The sequence below is a fragment of the Acidovorax sp. Leaf191 genome, from assembly GCF_001424425.1.
Taxonomy (GTDB): Bacteria; Pseudomonadota; Gammaproteobacteria; order Burkholderiales; family Burkholderiaceae_C; genus Acidovorax.
The window spans coordinates 397,010-413,132 of record NZ_LMPT01000018.1; the positions used below are offsets into that span (position 1 = coordinate 397,010).

At 66.0% G+C, this 16,123-nt stretch carries 14 protein-coding genes; 10 read left to right on the forward strand and 4 right to left on the reverse strand.

What is annotated here, in order from left to right; translation table 11 throughout:
* Nucleotides 1-28 precede the first annotated feature (28 nt).
* Entirely contained in the window at nt 29-2,224 is a 2,196-nt protein-coding gene (locus ASG27_RS13435) for a TonB-dependent siderophore receptor (protein WP_056417925.1), read from the reverse strand.
* 328 nt (nt 2,225-2,552) lie between these two features.
* Here ASG27_RS13435 and ASG27_RS13440 point away from each other — a divergent pair, with 328 nt between their 5' ends.
* Together ASG27_RS13440 and ASG27_RS13445 are read left to right on the forward strand one after the other, a co-directional pair.
* Nucleotides 2,553-3,068, forward strand: a complete 516-nt coding sequence (locus tag ASG27_RS13440; protein WP_056417929.1) for an O-acetyl-ADP-ribose deacetylase — start codon at nt 2,553-2,555, stop codon at nt 3,066-3,068.
* A 138-nt stretch (nt 3,069-3,206) separates the two neighbouring features.
* Entirely contained in the window at nt 3,207-4,166 is a 960-nt protein-coding gene (locus ASG27_RS13445; protein WP_056417932.1) for a hypothetical protein, read from the forward strand.
* A gap of 262 nt (nt 4,167-4,428) precedes the next feature.
* Here the strand turns inward: ASG27_RS13445 and kefC are convergent, their stop codons facing one another.
* A complete protein-coding gene (gene kefC / locus ASG27_RS13450) occupies nt 4,429-6,333 on the reverse strand; it encodes a glutathione-regulated potassium-efflux system protein KefC (RefSeq protein WP_056417936.1) in 1,905 nt (634 codons plus the stop codon).
* Between the two features lie 359 nt (nt 6,334-6,692).
* Here kefC and ASG27_RS13455 point away from each other — a divergent pair, with 359 nt between their 5' ends.
* From ASG27_RS13455 to ASG27_RS13470, 4 genes are all read left to right on the forward strand, one after another.
* Nucleotides 6,693-7,331: a LysE family transporter gene (locus ASG27_RS13455; RefSeq protein WP_056417939.1), complete on the forward strand. Its 639-nt coding sequence runs from the start codon at nt 6,693-6,695 to the stop codon at nt 7,329-7,331.
* Between the two features lie 171 nt (nt 7,332-7,502).
* Nucleotides 7,503-8,120, forward strand: coding sequence for a ParA family protein (locus ASG27_RS13460; protein ID WP_056417942.1), 618 nt, complete (start codon nt 7,503-7,505; stop codon nt 8,118-8,120).
* Nucleotides 8,121-8,225: 105 nt separating this feature from the next.
* The gene (locus ASG27_RS13465) at nt 8,226-8,690 is read left to right on the forward strand and encodes a MaoC family dehydratase (protein WP_056417946.1); all 465 of its coding nucleotides are present in this window, start codon (nt 8,226-8,228) and stop codon (nt 8,688-8,690) included.
* 185 nt (nt 8,691-8,875) lie between these two features.
* Nucleotides 8,876-9,817 (forward strand): LysR family transcriptional regulator, encoded by a 942-nt coding sequence (locus tag ASG27_RS13470; RefSeq protein WP_056417948.1) that lies wholly within the window; start codon nt 8,876-8,878, stop codon nt 9,815-9,817.
* Between the two features lie 405 nt (nt 9,818-10,222).
* Here the strand turns inward: ASG27_RS13470 and ASG27_RS13475 are convergent, their stop codons facing one another.
* Together ASG27_RS13475 and ASG27_RS13480 are read right to left on the reverse strand one after the other, a co-directional pair.
* Nucleotides 10,223-10,750 (reverse strand): tRNA (cytidine(34)-2'-O)-methyltransferase, encoded by a 528-nt coding sequence (locus ASG27_RS13475; RefSeq protein ID WP_056417950.1) that lies wholly within the window; start codon nt 10,748-10,750, stop codon nt 10,223-10,225.
* A gap of 63 nt (nt 10,751-10,813) precedes the next feature.
* The gene (locus ASG27_RS13480; protein ID WP_056417953.1) at nt 10,814-11,536 is read right to left on the reverse strand and encodes a ComF family protein; all 723 of its coding nucleotides are present in this window, start codon (nt 11,534-11,536) and stop codon (nt 10,814-10,816) included.
* 38 nt (nt 11,537-11,574) lie between these two features.
* On the opposite strand from ASG27_RS13480, the gene ASG27_RS13485 reads away from it, so the two are divergent.
* From ASG27_RS13485 to ctaD, 4 genes are all read left to right on the forward strand, one after another.
* Entirely contained in the window at nt 11,575-12,501 is a 927-nt protein-coding gene (locus ASG27_RS13485; protein WP_056417957.1) for a hypothetical protein, read from the forward strand.
* Between the two features lie 241 nt (nt 12,502-12,742).
* Nucleotides 12,743-13,219, forward strand: coding sequence for a DUF2244 domain-containing protein (locus tag ASG27_RS13490; RefSeq protein ID WP_056417959.1), 477 nt, complete (start codon nt 12,743-12,745; stop codon nt 13,217-13,219).
* Between the two features lie 59 nt (nt 13,220-13,278).
* Complete coding sequence (gene coxB, locus ASG27_RS13495; RefSeq protein WP_056417962.1) at nt 13,279-14,448, forward strand: cytochrome c oxidase subunit II; 1,170 nt, start codon at nt 13,279-13,281, stop codon at nt 14,446-14,448.
* 33 nt (nt 14,449-14,481) lie between these two features.
* Nucleotides 14,482-16,113 carry a cytochrome c oxidase subunit I gene (gene ctaD / locus ASG27_RS13500; RefSeq protein WP_056167726.1) on the forward strand — a complete coding sequence of 544 codons (1,632 nt, stop codon included), beginning with the start codon at nt 14,482-14,484 and terminating at the stop codon, nt 16,111-16,113.
* Nucleotides 16,114-16,123 lie beyond the last annotated feature (10 nt).

Genomic DNA, 16,123 nt, shown 5'->3' on the forward strand with positions numbered 1-16,123 from the left:
TGGCGGTGGCGGAGTGATGGCGCTGCGGTCAGAAGAAGTACGTCACGCCCAGGTTGAAGCTGCGGGGCAACGCGGGCGAGACCACGTTGGCGTTGATCGCGCCGTCGTAGTACGCCTTGTTGAACACGTTCTTCACGCCGGCCGTCACGCGGTAGTTGTCGCCCGCGTAGCTGATGGACGCATCCGCCACCACATACGACGGCAGCGTGAACGGGTAGGAGCCGATCTGCTCGCTGACATAGCGCCCGCCCATGCCCAGCGTGATGCGCTGGACCTTTGGCAGCTTGTAGGTGGCCCAGGCCGTGAGGGTGTGGCGCGGCGTGAGGTTCAGCGGCAGGCCCACGATGGCGGCGTTGTTGTCGCGCGTGACCTTGGTCTGTGTGTAGGTGTAGGCGCTGGTCAGCTTCCAGCCGTTCTTCATGTCTGCGCCCAGTTCCACCTCGAGGCCGCGCGCACGCTGCTGGCCGGTCTGCACGCTGAAGCCGGTGTTTGCCAGGTCGGCCGTGGTCACGTTTTCGCGCACCAGGTCGAAGACGGCGAGGGCGCCGGTGAGCTGGCCATTGGGCGACTCGTACTTCACGCCGGCCTCCCACTGCTTGCCGGTCTCGGGCACGAAAGGCGAGCCTGCAAACGTCAGGCCCGACTGGGGCAGAAAGGATTCGCCGTAGCTGCCGTACGCGGCCCAGCCGGGCTTGAACTCATACACCAGGCCGGCGGACAGCGTGGTGGCGCTGTCCTTCTGGCGCGTCTGCGTGTTGGTCACGCGGTTGTCGGTGTCGTTGGTGGACCAGTCGCGGCGCAGGCCCACCAGGGCCGTCCAGCCCTGGCCGAACTTGATCTGGTCCTGCGCATACAAGCCAGCCACGGTGAGCTTGGCGGGCGCGTCGCTGGTCAGCGCCGTGGGGCACACGGCCTGCATGCCGTAGACGGGCGCGAACAAATCCAGCGCGCCGATGCGGCAGGTGCGGCTGGCCAGCAGGCTGTGGCCGCTGCGCACGTCCAGGCCCGTGACGATCTGGTGCTTGGCGCCCAGCGCCTCGAAGCGCGTGAGCAGCGAGGTGTCGGTGGCCAGCAGGTCGTAGTCCATGTACTGGCGCGAGGCCTGGCGGTTCTGCAGCCGCTGGTTGGCCTGCAGCGCCTGGTTGGAGACGAAGTTGCCCGTGCCCTTCTCGGTCTCGTAGCGCACGTTCTGGCGGAAGGTCATCGCGTCGGACACCTTGTGCTCCAGCGCATAGCCCAGCGTGGTGCTCTCCACGTCGTACACGCCAAAGGCAGGGTCGCCGGTGAACATCGTGCGGGACAGCGTGCCGTTGCGGTTGGGCAGCAGCGTGCCATATGGCGTGATGCCCTGCTGGCGCATCCACTCGCTGCGGCTGTAGGTGGCAAACAGCACCAGGTCGGTCTGCGCGCCCAGGTCGATGGAGAGCGAGGGCGCGAACCACCGGTCCTTGCGGTACACGAACTGGGTGGGGTCGTCGGCGTTGGACACCTGGGCATTGATGCGCAGCGCCGTCTTGCCCGATTCGGACAGCGGCTTGTTCACGTCGGCCTGCAGCGTGCGCTGGCCGAAGCTGCCCACCTCGACGCCCACTTCGTTCAGCGCGTCCTTCTTGGGCCGCTTGCTCACCGCGTTGACGATGCCGCCGGGCTGCACCTGGCCGTACAGCACCGACGCCGAACCCTTGAGCACCTCGAAGCGCTCGTAGCCGTAGGGCTGCAGCTTGGCCCACATGCCGGGGCTTTGCACCAGGCCGTCGACCAGGATGGATTCGGTAGAGCGAAAGCCGCGGATGTTGATGTCGTCAAACCCCCGGCGCCCGAAGTTGACGGGGCTCACGCCCGCCACGGTTTGCAGCGCCTGCTGCACGTTCACGATCTGGCGCGACTCCATCTGCTCGCGCGTGACCACGCTCACCGACTGCGGCGTCTCCAGCCGGCGCATGGGCGCCTTGCCGGCGGTCTGGGCCTCGACCGGGGCAAAGCCCATGTCCTTTTCGGTGCTGGCGTTGATGCGGACTTCTTGCAGCTGGGGGGCGGTAGCGTTGGCGTTGGATGTCGGTTCAACGGCGGGCGCGGGGGCCTGCTGCGCCATCGCAGCATGAGCAAGGCACAGGGCCAGCGGGGTCAGGGCGAACAGGCGGGCCTTGCGGGCCGATGGAGTGGGAGACGCAAACGTGCGTGCAGCGCTGGACGCCAGGGCCGCGCAGGAGGGCTGGAAAGACATGAAAGTCCCGTTGGAGAGTGGGCAAAACGCGAAGGGGCACTGGCTCGCGTTTCTCTATCCGGGGACGCTGGCTGGCTGAGGAGTGGGATTCTAATGCGAATAGTTATCGTTTGGGGTCCATCGCCGGCACCGAATCCGATGCTGCATCAGCAGTTCATGCTGCGGCAAGTCGATGGCGGGGGGGTGAGTTGGCCCATCGCAATATATTGAACCCTGCCGCGAAGAAGCGGTTGAGAGCCCTGGCTGCGCAAAGATTGGCAAACTAGCGCATCGACTTTTTTTGTGCCCTGCTCCGTCGCGACCACTTCTCCGTTCAGATTGTTTTTTGATGCCCATCGTTTTACGCGCGATTCAAGCTGACATCACTTCGTTGCACGTGGACGCGATCGTCAACGCTGCGAACTCGTCCCTGTTGGGGGGTGGGGGCGTGGACGGAGCCATCCATCGCGCTGCTGGCCCGGATCTGGTTCACGAATGCAGGCTGCTGGGCGGCTGCAAAACGGGGCAAGCAAAAATCACCAAAGGCTACCGGCTGCCCGCGCGGCACATCATTCATACGGTCGGGCCGGTGTGGCGCGGAGGAACCCATGGCGAGCCTGAGCTGCTGGCGTCTTGCTACCGGCGGTCATTGGAACTGGCGTCAGCGAATGGCGTTTCGTCGCTGGCATTCCCCAGTATCAGCACCGGCATCTACGGCTATCCGGTCGAGCTTGCCGCCCACCTGGCCGTGGCGACTGTCCGTGAAACTTCCCAACAAGTCGAAACCTTGAAGGAAGTCCTGTTTTGCTGCTTTTCGCCAGCCGACCTTGCGGTGTACGAACGCGCTCTGAATGCTGAATGTTGAGTGTTGAGTGAACAGTCCTGCCAAGCCACCTATTGCCACCTCACATCCGTCTGTGGAGTGGTGACGGCCTTATCCCCGCGTCCTTGCTCTGTTGGCAGGCGAATCTTTCAAATAGCCATTGGTATCAGAAAGCACATCGTGACCGTCGCACTGGCTGTGGGTGATACGCATTGGAGATGGGCTGCCCGCTGCGCCGCAGGAGCCATCGGCAGCCTGTGTCTGGCGCATGCCGCCCTGGCCGACGACACCAGCGAGGGTGTCGCCCCCCGCATGCTTTCGGCGCCGCAGGACGGCCCCCAGCGCAGTGTGGTGGCCCGCAGTGCGGTGCGCATGGAAGGGAGTGAGGTGACGGTCTCGCTGACGGCGCAGCCCACGCTGCCAGGCCCGGCGCAATGGTTGATTCAAGGCCCGCTGTTCGGCTGGCTGGGGGATTCGGAAACGTACCCGGACCGCCACTTTCCCGAGTTGCAGGTGCTCCGTGCTGGGCAGCCGGTTCCTGTCACGGAATCCGTCAAGGCCGTGGCGGGCGGCGTCGATGTCTCCACCCTGCTGCAACAGGCCGGCATCAACCCCTGGCTGATCGCCGACACGCCCCCGTTCGTCCCCACCGAAGGCATCTCTGCCGACCTGCTCGCTCAACTGGTCCGCGCAGGTGCGGTGGGCACCTCGGGCACCGACCACCTCGCCCAGTGGCGCGCGCAGCGCACACTGGGCGTGGCGCTGCCCGCGGGCCAGACGCTGGACATCCGCTACCGGCTGCGCCCCGGGTACGCGCTGATGACGCAGCAGGCCCTCGCAAAAGCCAACCTGCGCCAGCGCTACTGCCTGGCGGACGCGCCATTGCGCGCGCTGGGCACACGGTTCGGACGCTCTACCCAGTTCATCGCCAAGCGCTACGAGATTGCCGTGGGCGCACAAGACCGCACGCCGCCCCCTGTACGCCTGAGCGTGGTGCCGCAGGCAGGGGTGGCGTTGGTAGCGGCCTGCACACGGGGCCATGCGCGTTCGGCTGGCGCGGGCGGTTGGACCGATGTCGAGGTCGTACCGGATCAGCGTGCGGTGCTGCATGTCCTGACGCTGGAGCCTGCCGGCCGCTGATTCTTTAGCGTTGGGGCCAAAGCGCCCTTGCTTGGATCCACGATTTGGTGCGCAGCGTACGTGGGTGTCGCATGCGGTGGGCGCCAACTAAAAAATGGCGCGAAATTATTTTACGCGCCAAATTAATGGGCGCGAAATAGATTTACGCGCCAATCTAGAGGTCAATGTCGATGCGGGTGGTTGAAGCAGAAGGTGATGTTGTCGTTTTTTAAAGACGTGGATAACTATCAAATAGATAGCTATCAGCGCTTGACGGACAGGGCTAAGACCGGTTTTTATCCCCATTTTGCGTGCTAGCGATCGCACCGTCTCCCTCGCCGACCTGCTCTGCGCCATACCCCGGATACGCGCCACCCGCAGAATCCAGCGCCGCGCTCTCCTGCCGCTCCCTCGCCATCTGCTCCGCGAACTGGTTGCGCCCTTCGCGCGCCACGGCGATGAACTTGGCGCGGTCTTTGTGGTGGGGGTACATGCGGTCGGCCAGCGCGATGTTGTGGGCGCGAAAGCGCTGGGCGATGGCGGTGGCTTCGGCGGGTGTCAGGCCCATCAGTTCCAGCACGGTGTGCGCGCTTTGCAGGCTGGACTCGAACAGCTCGCGCTGCACCAGCGTCACGCCTGCGTCGCGCAGCTTGTTCCAGTGGGTGACGTCGCGGGCGCGGGCCACGATCTGCAGGTGGGGGAAGTGCTCGCGCGCCAGCTTGGCGATCTTGAGGGATTGCTCGGCGTCGTCCACCGCCACCACCAGGATGCGGGCGTGCTCGGCGCCAGCGATGCGCAGCAGGTCCAGGCGGGTCGCGTCGCCGTAGAACACACGGTAGCCGAAGGTGCGCGCCACTTCCAGCATCTCCACGCTGTGGTCCAGCACGGTGGTGCGATAACCCTGCGCCAGCAGCACGCGCGAGACGATCTGCCCGTAGCGGCCGAAGCCCGCGATGATGATGGGCGCCTCTTGCGGTTCGGAGATTTCCTCGGCCGCGGGGGCCTTGACGTGTGCGTAGCGGCGCAGCAGCGCCCGGTCGAGCACCACCAGCAGCAGCGGGCTGATCAGCATCGACAGCGCCACCGCGCCGATCAGCAGCGATGCGGTCTCGGCCGGGAACACGCTGGCACCGGCGGCGGCCTGGAACACCACGAAAGCGAACTCGCCGCCCTGGGCCAGCAGCAGCGTGAACACCGGGCGCTCCTGGTAGGGGATGTTGACGAGCTTGGCCAGGGTGTAGATGACGATCGCCTTGGCTGCGAGAAAGCCGACCAGGATGGCGGCCATGAGGCCGGGCGAGCGCAGGATCACGCCGAAGTCGATGCTCATGCCCACGGCGATGAAGAACAGCCCGAGCAGCAGGCCCTTGAAGGGCTCGATGTCGGCTTCGAGCTCGCGCCGGTACTCGCTGTCGGCCAGCAGCACGCCGGCCAGAAAGGCGCCCAGCGCCATCGACAGGCCCACCATCACCATCAGGTAGGCGATGCCCACCACCAGCAGCAGCGCGGCGGCGGTGAAGATCTCGGGCGTGTTGCTCTTGGCGATCCAGCGCAGCACGGGGCGCAGCAGCAGGCGCCCGCCCAGGATGATGGCGGCGATCACGCCCACGATCTTGAGCACCTCCAGCGCCATCTCGCCCGGCGTGTGGCCCGCGCCGTCGCCCGCAGCGGCGCCCAGCACCGGCAGCAGCGCCAGGATGGGGATGGCCGCCACGTCCTGGAACAGCAGGATGGAGAAGCCCGCTTGCCCGCTCTGGGTGCGCATGAGGTTGCGCTCGGCCAGCGACTGCAGCGCGATGGCGGTGGATGACAAGGCCAGGCCCAGGGCGCCCACCAGGCTCACGCGCCAGGGCAGACCGGCCACGGCGCCCAGCGCAAACAGCACGGCCGCACAGCCCAGCACCTGCGCGGAGCCCGTGCCGAAGATGGGGCGGCGCAGCGCCCACAGGCGGCTCGGTTGCAGCTCCAGCCCGACGAGGAACAGCATCAACACCACGCCGAATTCAGCGAAGTGCAGGATGTCCTGCACGTTGCTCACCAGCCCCAGGCCCCAGGGCCCGATGGCGATGCCCGCCGCCAGGTAGCCGATGATGGCCCCGAGGCCCAGCGCCTTGGCAATGGGCACGGCCAGCACCGCGGCGGTGAGGTACAGGAAGCCGTAGGTGAGCCAGGTAGGGGCGTGTTCCATGTCTGAATAAAGGCTGGGGCGACGGCCAAAGCCGTGGCCTGCTCAAGGTGTGGGGGAGCGTGTGCGGAACGTACGAGCGGGCCTGTGCGGGGCTTGAGGCCGCACGTCCGCATGCCCGTGCTAAAGGCGTACGGATGGCATGGATTTTGGCACCGCTGAGGCCGCGCGGCAGCGGGTGTGCCGTGTTTACTGCACCAGCCTGACGTGGTTGCGCGGCAGTCCACCGGCGTGCTTCTGTTTTGATAGCTGCTTGCGCTGGATGGCTGAGCGCGAGCGGCTGTTTTTGCCTGCGTCAAGCCGCCAGGCAGGCCGCGTTGCTAAGATGCGGGCCCCTCTTGGCTTTCTCTTGGTGTGACCTCATGGACTTGCAGACCTGGCTGGCGTTTTTTGCGGCATCGTGCCTGATAGCGGTGTCGCCGGGCTCCGGCGCCGTGCTGTCGATGAGCCACGGCCTGTCGTACGGCGTGCGCAAGACGGGCGCCACCATCCTGGGCCTGCAGCTGGGGCTGCTGCTGATCTTGCTGGTCGCAGGCGCGGGTGTGGGCTCGCTGCTGCTGGCGTCCGAGGTGGCCTTCAGCATCGTGAAGGTGCTGGGCGCCTGCTACCTGATCTACGTCGGCTTCAACCAATGGCGCGCGGGCGATGCGTCGCCCGTGCAGGGCGACGAGGCCGCGTCGGCGGGCACCTGGCAAAAGCGCTGCCTGACGGGCTTTTTGACCAATGCCACCAACCCCAAGGGCATCATCTTCATGGTGGCCGTGCTGCCACAGTTCATGACCGACACGCGCCCGCTGTGGACGCAACTGCTGGTGATGGCCGCCACCACGCTGACGGTGGACGTGGTGGTGATGCACGGCTACGCTTTCGGGGCCAGCGCGTTGCGCCGCCTCATGCGCAGTGCGCGGGCCGTGCGCACGCAGAACCGGGTGTTCGGCGGGCTGCTGATGGCGGTGGGTGCGGGGCTGTTCTTTGTGAAGCGGGGCGGGCAGCACGCCTGAGGGCGGACCGCCCCGGGTGGCTGCAGCGCCGCCGTGCAGGTGGTCTGTGCGGTCCGTGCGGTCTGCACGGTTTTGCTCTGAATTTAATAGCTGCTAGCGCCTATCCATCAAGCGGTAGGGCACGATTTGGCTTGTAGTTTTCATGAACCCAAAGATTCGAAGGAGCTCGCCATGCCAGTGATCGTTGTCGCCAATCCCAAGGGCGGCGTGGGCAAGTCCACGCTGTCCACCAACATCGCGGGCTACTTTGCGAGCCAGGGGCACCCCGTGATCCTGGGCGACACGGACCGGCAGGAGTCCGCCAAGCTGTGGCTGGGCCTGCGGCCTCCGGCCGCACGCACCATCGGCGCCTGGGATGCCAGCTCGGACGTGATCAGCCGCCCGCCCAAGGGCACCACGCACGCGGTGCTGGACACCCCCGCCGGTCTGCACGGCTGGCGGCTGAACGACGTGCTCAAGCTGGCCGACAAGGTCATCGTGCCCCTGCAGCCCAGCGTGTTCGACATCTTCGCCACGCGCAGCTTCCTGGACCAACTGGCCGAGCACCGCCACGCAGCGGGCGTGCCAGTGGGCATCGTGGGCATGCGGGTGGATGGGCGCACCAAGGCGGCCGAGCAGTTGCACCACTTCGTGGACAACCTCGGGTTTCCGGTCCTGGGCTATCTGCGCGACACGCAGAACTATGTGCACCTGGCGGCGCACGGCCTCACGCTGTTCGACGTGGCGCCGGGCCGTGTGGCGCGGGACCTGGAGCAATGGCAAGGCATCCGCACCTGGCTCAACGCATGACGGACGCGGTTTTGAAGGACGCTGTGAACCAAGAAATCCTGCGGGAAAACACCTGCTGTCCCGCGCCAGACAAGGCGCGCCCGGGTGCGGCGCTACATTGGGGCGATGAAAATCTTCCGCTCCTACTCCGAAGTCAGCGCCAGCGTCGGCCAGGAGGTCGCCGTGACCGACTGGATCACCATCACGCAGGAACAGGTCAACCTGTTCGCCCAGGCCACGGGCGACCACCAGTGGATCCATGTGGACCCCGAGCGTGCGAAGGCCGGGCCGTTCGGCGCGCCGATCGCGCACGGGTTTCTCACGCTGTCGCTGATCCCGCAGTTCTTCGAGACGGGCCTGGCCATCGAGGGCTCGCGCATGGGCGTGAACTACGGGCTCAACAAGGTGCGCTTCACCGCGCCGGTGCCGGTGGGCAGCCGCCTGCGTGCGCGCCTGACGCTGCAGGCCGCCGAGCCCGTGGCGCCCGATGGCATGCAGATGACGTGGCTGGTGACCGTGGAGCGCGAGGGCAGCGACAAGCCGGTGTGCGTGGCGGAATCGCTGGCGCGCAACTTCGGCGCTCCGGCGTAGAAGGACAACCCCCTGAGCGGCTGTGCCGCTTTCCCCTTCTCTCGAATGGCTGCGCCATTCGGGAAGGGGGACACCGCCAGCGCGGCGGGGCGGCCCTTGCGCGGCGGTCGCTGGCCTGGATCGCGCGTGTTCCACGGACTGCGCTCTCGTTAGACGCTCGTGTTTTTAGGCAGGAGGCTTGAACCATGGACCGTCTGCAAGCCATGAAAGTCTTCGAGCGCGTGGTGGAGGAGGGCGGCTTTGCCGCCGCCGCCCGCGCCATGGACATGTCGCCCCCGGTGGTCACCCGCATGGTGGCCGAGCTGGAGCAGCACCTGGGCACGCGCCTGCTGCAGCGCACGACGCGCAAGCTGGCGCTCACCGACGCGGGGGAGTCGTACCTGCAGCGCGTGCACACCATCCTGCACGAGATCGATGACGCCGAAGCCGCGGCCGCCGCCAGCACGCGCGACCTGCGCGGCACGATCCGCATCGTGGCAGCGCCCGTGCTGGCCAGCAATTTCCTCGCGCCCATGGTGGCGCTGTGGCATGCCCACTACCCCAAGCTGATGCTGGACATCAGCATCGACGCTTTCGCGATGGCCCGCGTGGACGAGTTCGATGTGACCATCATGGTCGCGGGCGAGGACTTCGACGCCAACATCGTGGCGCGGCCCCTGCTGCAGGGCGAAGCGATCGTGGTCGCATCGCCGGACTACCTGGAGCGCCGCGGCATTCCGCGCGAACCGCAGGACCTGGTGCACCACGACCACCTGCGCGACTCGGGCATGGCCGCGCGCTCGCAAGCGGGGCCCGGGCGCAAGCTGCGCCTGCAGTCGCTCAGCGGCAAGCAGCCCGCGCAGGAAATCGACATGCCCGCGGTGCTGCAGTCCGTGAGCACCGAGCTGCTGCTGCGCGCCGCCGTGGACGGTGCCGGCGTGGCCGTCACTTCGCGCCTGCTGGCGGAAGAGCACCTCGCACGGGGCGAGCTGGTGCACATCCTGCCCGCGTGGATCTTCTCGCGCTACACCGTCTACGCTGCTTTGCCCTCGGGCCGCATGCTGCCGGCACGCACCAAGGTGTTTCTGGATTTCCTCAGCGAGCAGGTGCCGCTGGCGATGGCGGAGCAGCAGCGCCAGAAGAGCTAGGGACCCTCTGCACGAATCATCGCGCCGTGTGCATCTGCGGTCTCGGGCGGCCTGCGGCGTTGCCAATACTCGCAATAGCTATAGCTATAGCTATAGCTATGGCTACGGCTACGGCTATGGCTATGGCTATGGCTATGGCTATGGCTGCGTTTTGCGCCTTGTACTCCATCCCGATCCGCAGCGCACACGTGGCAGCTCGATGCGTGCAGAGGATCCCCAGGTCCTGGCTGGGATGGATTGGACCGGGCGAGGCAAGGCAGGCAAGCCAGGCAAGGCGTTTTGCCTGCCTTGTTCAAACTCCAACGTGCCGGGGTAATGCGCGGTGCCACTACCGTGCTGGTGCGGCCTGTCTTGAGCCCAGGCCGTGCAGTCCGGGCGCTTTGCCGCAAGCGGAGCCGGCCTGGATCAGCTCAGCTGCGCAAAGCCGCTGATGATCGTACCTTCAGGTTCCACTTCGATGCCGCCATCGGGCATGGCGAAGCTGTTCTGGCGCCACGCCTCGAACACGGTCACCGCCACCGCGTTGGACAGGTTCAGGCTGCGCTGGCCCGCCACCATGGGCAGGCGCAGGCGCTGGGCGGGCGGGAAGCTGTCGCGCAGCTCGGGCGGCAGGCCGCGCGTCTCGGCGCCGAAGACCAGCCAGTCGCTCAGGAAGAACGGGGTGGAGTGCACCGGCTGCGAGCCGTGCGTGGTCATGGCGAACATGCGCGCCGGGTCCGGTTGCGCGTCGCGCAGGAAGGCGGTCCACCCGGCGTGGCATTGCACCTGGGCGTATTCGTGGTAATCCAGCCCGGCACGGCGCATCTGCCGGTCGTCCATCGAGAACCCCAGGGGTTCGATCAGATGGAGCGTGCAGCCCGTGTTGGCCGCCAGGCGAATCACATTCCCCGTGTTGGGCGGGATCTCGGGCTCGACGAGGACGATATGGAACATAGGCCCCTATTGTCATCGTCGCAAGTGTGAGTTGAGCAACCGCTGGTAATCAAAAGTATCCCGTCAGTCGGCCCCGGTGCGGGCCAGCACGATGGCCGTGACGTGCGCCGCGCCGGCTTCGCGCAGGGCTTGTGTGGCGGCATGCAGGGTCGCTCCGGTGGTCATCACGTCGTCCAGCAGCACGACGCGCTGGCCCTGCAGGCGGGCGGCGCGTGCCGGTTCCACTGCAAAGGCGCCGTGGAGGTTGCGCAGGCGCTGCGCGCGCGGCAGGCTGCTCTGGGCTTCGGTGGCATGGATGCGCAGCAGGGTGAGCGCGTCGGCCTTGGCGCCAGCCAGCTGCCGCGCCAGCAGCGCCGACTGGTTGAAGCCCCGCTCGCGCAGGCGGTCGGTGGACAACGGCACGGGCAGCACGCGGTCGGCGGCCTCCAGCGCAGGTTCGATCCAGGGCGTGCTGCGCATCAGTGTCGCCAGCGTGGCCGCCCACCCTGCATCGCCCCGGAACTTGAAGTCGCCCAGTATGTTCGCCCAGGGGTAGGCGTAGTCCACCGCTGCGATGCAGGCATCGAACAGCGGAGGGTGCAGCGTGCAGGCCCCGCAGACGGCGACTCCGTCCGGCACGCGCAGGGCGCAGCGCTGGCAGCGTGCAGCCGGCTGGGCGAACCGCGCGGCGCAGGCATTGCACACCCTTTGCGACGGCCAGGCATGGCACACCGCGCACTGGCTGGGAATGTGGGCGGCCGACGCGCGCGTGCGGCGGGAAATCCCTAGAAGGGCCTTGAAGAGCATGAATCAATATACTCGCGCGTCCCCGTGCACACCCCTCCATGTCTTCCGAGCGTCCCCCCACCATCGACCCCACCGCCGCAGCCCGCTGGCATGCGGCTGCGCCCGCCACATCGCCCTGGCTGCACGAAGAAGTGGCGCGCCGCATGGAAGACCGCCTGCAGTGGATACGCAAGCCCCCCGAATCCTGGTGCCACTGGGACGCCCTGCGCGGCGGCCTGCAGGGCCATGCGCTGGTGAGTGCCCGCTATCCCAAGGCACGTTGCCAGGTCTACGAAAGCGCGCCCCGGCATGACGGCGCAGCGCAGCATTCCCTGGCCAAGCCCTGGTGGAGCCCCGCGCGCTGGGGTGCGGGCAGCCCGCAGTTCGGCATGCCGCCGGATGCAAGCGTTCAGATGCTGTGGGCCAACATGGCGCTGCACACCGCCGCCGACCCGCAGGCGCTGATCGGCCAGTGGCACCGTGCCCTGGCTGTGGACGGCTACCTGATGTTCTCGTGCCTGGGCCCGGACACCCTGCGCGAACTGCATGCCGTCTACGCCGCGCTGGGCTGGCCGCCGGCAGGCCATGCCTTCACGGACATGCACGACTGGGGCGACATGCTGGTGCACGCCGGCTTCGCAGAGCCCGTGATGGACATGGAGCGCATCCGGCTGACCTTTGCCACGCCCGAGCGGCTGGTGCAGGAGCTGCGCGAACTCGGCTGCAATCTGCATCCCGAGCGCTTCGGCGCGCTGCGCGGCCGGCGCTGGCGGGACCGCCTGTACGAGGCGCTGGCAGAGCGGCTGTCCGACCCGGCGGAAGGCGGGCAGCTGGCACTGAACTTCGAGATCATCTACGGCCACGCCTTCAAGCCCGCGCCCCGCCTGCGCGTGAGCGAGAGCAGCGCCGTGTCGCTGCAGGACATGCGCGCCATGCTGCGCCAGGGCAGCAAGGACAGTCACAACGGCGGGCCGCGCAACCCCTGACGGGGCAGACCCGCACAGGGTTTTCCAGACTTGCTTTTCGAGAGTGTTGCGACGGCGGCGCACCCATATGGGGGTATGGCCTTCACTTGCAACAGCGTGTCAATGATGTGGAACAAGGCACGGTACAATTCAGGGTTATTGGGATTTCGGGCACATCCTCCCGCGCAACGTGGCGGCTGCGCATGCAGCACCGGTATTTTTGCTGGTGCGGCGGCAGTCGCCGGTCTTGTGAGCACCACCGGTGACAGGCTTGATCTTTCGTTTTGCCACTGTCTCGGGCCAGCGCATCGATTGGCGCCTGGCTCGCAACTGCTCGGTCACCCCCGCGCAGATGGGGTGGATGTACCTGTCGCTGTGTTCGGTATCACTGGGCATTGCGACTTTTTTCTGGATGCTCGGAGCCCGGCTGGTCATGCCGTTCGCATGGCTGGAGATAGTGGTTGTTGGATGGGCATTCGCCATGTACGGACGTCATGCGGCCGACGGCGAGAGGATTTCACTGCAGGGCTCGCGCCTGGTGGTGGAGCAGGAGACAGCAGGCAAGCTGAAACGCGCCGAATTCGACCGGCACTGGGTCCGTGTGGAACCCAAGACCGGCGACCGATCGCTGATCACCTTGTCTGGCCAAGGACGGTCGATAGACGTGGGGCGTTACGTGCGCCCCGAGCTTCGCCCGGCCCTGGCATCGGAGATCCGCATGGCCTTGCGCGCAGCCTGACCCCACGCAGGCGCACACAGGGGATTGGTTAAATTGAGGCTTAGAAGTAAGTGAGAACTATGAAGAGCATTTCCAACAAGCTGGCTTCTCTGCTGCTGATTGCCGGTGCATGGGTAGGTTCCGTAGCCCATGCCGTTCAGGACCTGCCTGGCGGCCCCGCAGTCAACCAGCTGAACCTGGCCCCGCCCGTCACCAAGATCGCAGAAGAGCAGCATTTCCTGCACTGGATGATGCTGATCATCTGCACGGTGATCTTCGTGGCAGTGTTCTCCGTGATGTTCTACTCGATCTGGAAACATCGCCGCTCCAAGGGTGCCAAGGCGGCCAACTTCCATGAGTCCGTCACTGTCGAAGTGGTCTGGACCATCGTCCCCTTCATCATCGTGATCCTGATGGCCCTGCCGGCGACCAAGGTGCTGGTGGCGCAAAAGGACACGACCAACGCCGACCTCACCATCAAGACCACGGGCTACCAGTGGAAGTGGGGCTACGACTACATCACCGGCGAAGGCGAGGGCCTGGCCTTCATCTCCACGCTGGACAGCAGCCACCGCGTGATGTCCGACAGCGGCAACGTCAAGGAAGCGCCCGCCAACTACCTGCTCAAGGTCGACAACCCGATGGTGGTGCCGGTCAACAAGAAGATCCGCATCATCACCACCGCCAACGACGTGATCCACGCGTTCATGGTGCCCGCCTTCGGCATCAAGCAGGATGCGATCCCCGGCTTCGTGCGCGACACCTGGTTCCGCGCCGAGAAGATCGGCGACTACTACGGCCAGTGCGCCGAGCTGTGCGGCAAGGAACACGCCTACATGCCCATCCACGTGAAGGTCGTCTCCGCCGAGGACTACACGGCGTGGGTGGCCGACCAGAAGAAGAAGGCCGCCGCCAAGCTGGACGACCCGACCAAGGTCTGGACGATGGACGACATCATGAAGCGCGGCGAGAAGGTGTACGCCGCCAACTGCGCAGCCTGCCACCAGGCCAACGGCAAGGGCGCCGGCCCCATCAAGCCACTGGACGGCTCGGCCATCGTGCTCGACGCCGACCACGCCAAGCAGATCCAGATCCTGCTCAAGGGCGCGGCCAATGGTGCGATGCCTTCCTGGGCGCAGCTCAGCGATACCGATATCGCCTCTGTGGTGACCTACACGAAGAACTCCTGGTCCAACAAGACCGGACAGCTGGTGCAGCCGGCTGAAATCGTGGCCCAGCGCGGCAAGTAATCATCGCCCTACGTATTGATTGAGGAATCCAACATGAGCGCAGTTCTCGACAACCACGGGCACGCTGGCGACCACGCACACGACGACCATGGCCACCATGGTCCCACCGGCTGGCGCCGCTGGGTGTTCGCCACCAACCACAAAGACATCGGTACGCTGTACCTGCTGTTCTCCTTCACCATGCTGATGGTGGGCGGCATCCTGGCCCTCTTGATCCGCGCCGAGCTGTTCCAGCCCGGCCTGCAACTGGTCAATCCCGAGCTGTTCAACCAGCTCACCACCATGCACGGCCTGATCATGGTGTTCGGCGCCATCATGCCGGCCTTCGTGGGCTTTGCGAACTGGATGATCCCGCTGCAGATCGGCGCCTCCGACATGGCCTTCGCGCGCATGAACAACTTCAGCTTCTGGCTGATGATTCCTGCGGCGCTGATGCTCGTGAGCTCGTTCTTCATGCCCGGTGGCGCACCCGCTGCCGGCTGGACGCTGTACGCACCGCTGACGCTGCAGATGGGCCCCTCCATGGACGCCGGCATCTTCGCGATGCACATCCTGGGTGCCTCGTCCATCATGGGCTCGATCAACATCATCGTGACCATCCTGAACATGCGCGCCCCCGGCATGACGCTGATGAAGATGCCCATGTTCGCCTGGACCTGGCTCATCACCGCCTACCTGCTGATCGCCGTGATGCCCGTGCTGGCTGGCGCCATCACCATGACGCTGACGGACCGCCACTTCGGCACCAGCTTCTTCAACCCCGCCGGCGGCGGCGACCCGGTGATGTACCAGCACATCTTCTGGTTCTTCGGCCACCCCGAGGTGTACATCATGATCTTGCCGGCCTTCGGCATCATCAGCCAGATCGTGCCCGCGTTCGCCCGCAAGAAGCTGTTCGGCTACGCCTCCATGGTGTACGCCACCTCGTCGATCGCCATCCTGTCGTTCATCGTGTGGGCCCACCACATGTTCACGACCGGCATGCCTGTGACGGGCCAGCTGTTCTTCATGTACGCCACCATGCTGATCTCCGTGCCCACGGCCGTGAAGATCTTCAACTGGATCGCCACGATGTGGCGCGGCTCCATGACGTTCGAGACCCCCATGCTGTTCGCAGTGGGTTTCATCTTCGTGTTCACGATGGGTGGCTTCACGGGCCTGATCCTGGCCATGGCGCCCATCGACATCCAGCTGCAGGACACCTACTACGTGGTGGCCCACTTCCACTACGTGCTGGTGGCCGGCTCGCTGTTCTCCATGTTCGCTGGCGTCTACTACTGGCTGCCCAAGTGGACCGGCGTGATGTACTCCGAAAAGCGCGGCCAGATCCACTTCTGGGGCTCGCTGATCACCTTCAACATCACGTTCTTCCCGATGCACTTCCTGGGCCTGGCCGGCATGCCCCGCCGCTATGCCGACTACCCCATGCAGTTCGCAGACTTCAACGCCATCGCTTCGGTGGGTGCGTTCGGTTTCGGCCTGATGCAGGTGTACTTCTTCCTGGCCGTGGTGGTCCCCGCGATGCGCGGCAAGGGCGAAAAGGCCCCCGCCAAGCCCTGGGACGGAGCCGAAGGCCTGGAGTGGGAAGTGCCATCGCCTGCACCGTTCCACACCTTTGAAAACCCGCCCAAGCTGGACGCCACGGCAACCCGCGTGATCGGTTGATGCCATGCCC

Bases quoted from the DNA above. Each gene is read 5' to 3' on its own strand.
- ASG27_RS13435 (WP_056417925.1), bottom strand. From the start codon at position 2,224: ATGTCTTTCCAGCCCTCCTGCGCGGCCCTGGCGTCCAGCGCTGCACGC.
- ASG27_RS13440 (WP_056417929.1), top strand. From the start codon at position 2,553: ATGCCCATCGTTTTACGCGCGATTCAAGCTGACATCACTTCGTTGCAC.
- ASG27_RS13470 (WP_056417948.1), top strand. From the start codon at position 8,876: ATGGACCGTCTGCAAGCCATGAAAGTCTTCGAGCGCGTGGTGGAGGAG.
- ASG27_RS13475 (WP_056417950.1), bottom strand. From the start codon at position 10,750: ATGTTCCATATCGTCCTCGTCGAGCCCGAGATCCCGCCCAACACGGGG.
- coxB (WP_056417962.1), top strand. From the start codon at position 13,279: ATGAAGAGCATTTCCAACAAGCTGGCTTCTCTGCTGCTGATTGCCGGT.
- ASG27_RS13485 (WP_056417957.1), top strand. From the start codon at position 11,575: ATGTCTTCCGAGCGTCCCCCCACCATCGACCCCACCGCCGCAGCCCGC.
- ctaD (WP_056167726.1), top strand. From the start codon at position 14,482: ATGAGCGCAGTTCTCGACAACCACGGGCACGCTGGCGACCACGCACAC.
- ASG27_RS13455 (WP_056417939.1), top strand. From the start codon at position 6,693: ATGGACTTGCAGACCTGGCTGGCGTTTTTTGCGGCATCGTGCCTGATA.
- ASG27_RS13480 (WP_056417953.1), bottom strand. From the start codon at position 11,536: ATGCTCTTCAAGGCCCTTCTAGGGATTTCCCGCCGCACGCGCGCGTCG.
- kefC (WP_056417936.1), bottom strand. From the start codon at position 6,333: ATGGAACACGCCCCTACCTGGCTCACCTACGGCTTCCTGTACCTCACC.
- ASG27_RS13465 (WP_056417946.1), top strand. From the start codon at position 8,226: ATGAAAATCTTCCGCTCCTACTCCGAAGTCAGCGCCAGCGTCGGCCAG.
- ASG27_RS13460 (WP_056417942.1), top strand. From the start codon at position 7,503: ATGCCAGTGATCGTTGTCGCCAATCCCAAGGGCGGCGTGGGCAAGTCC.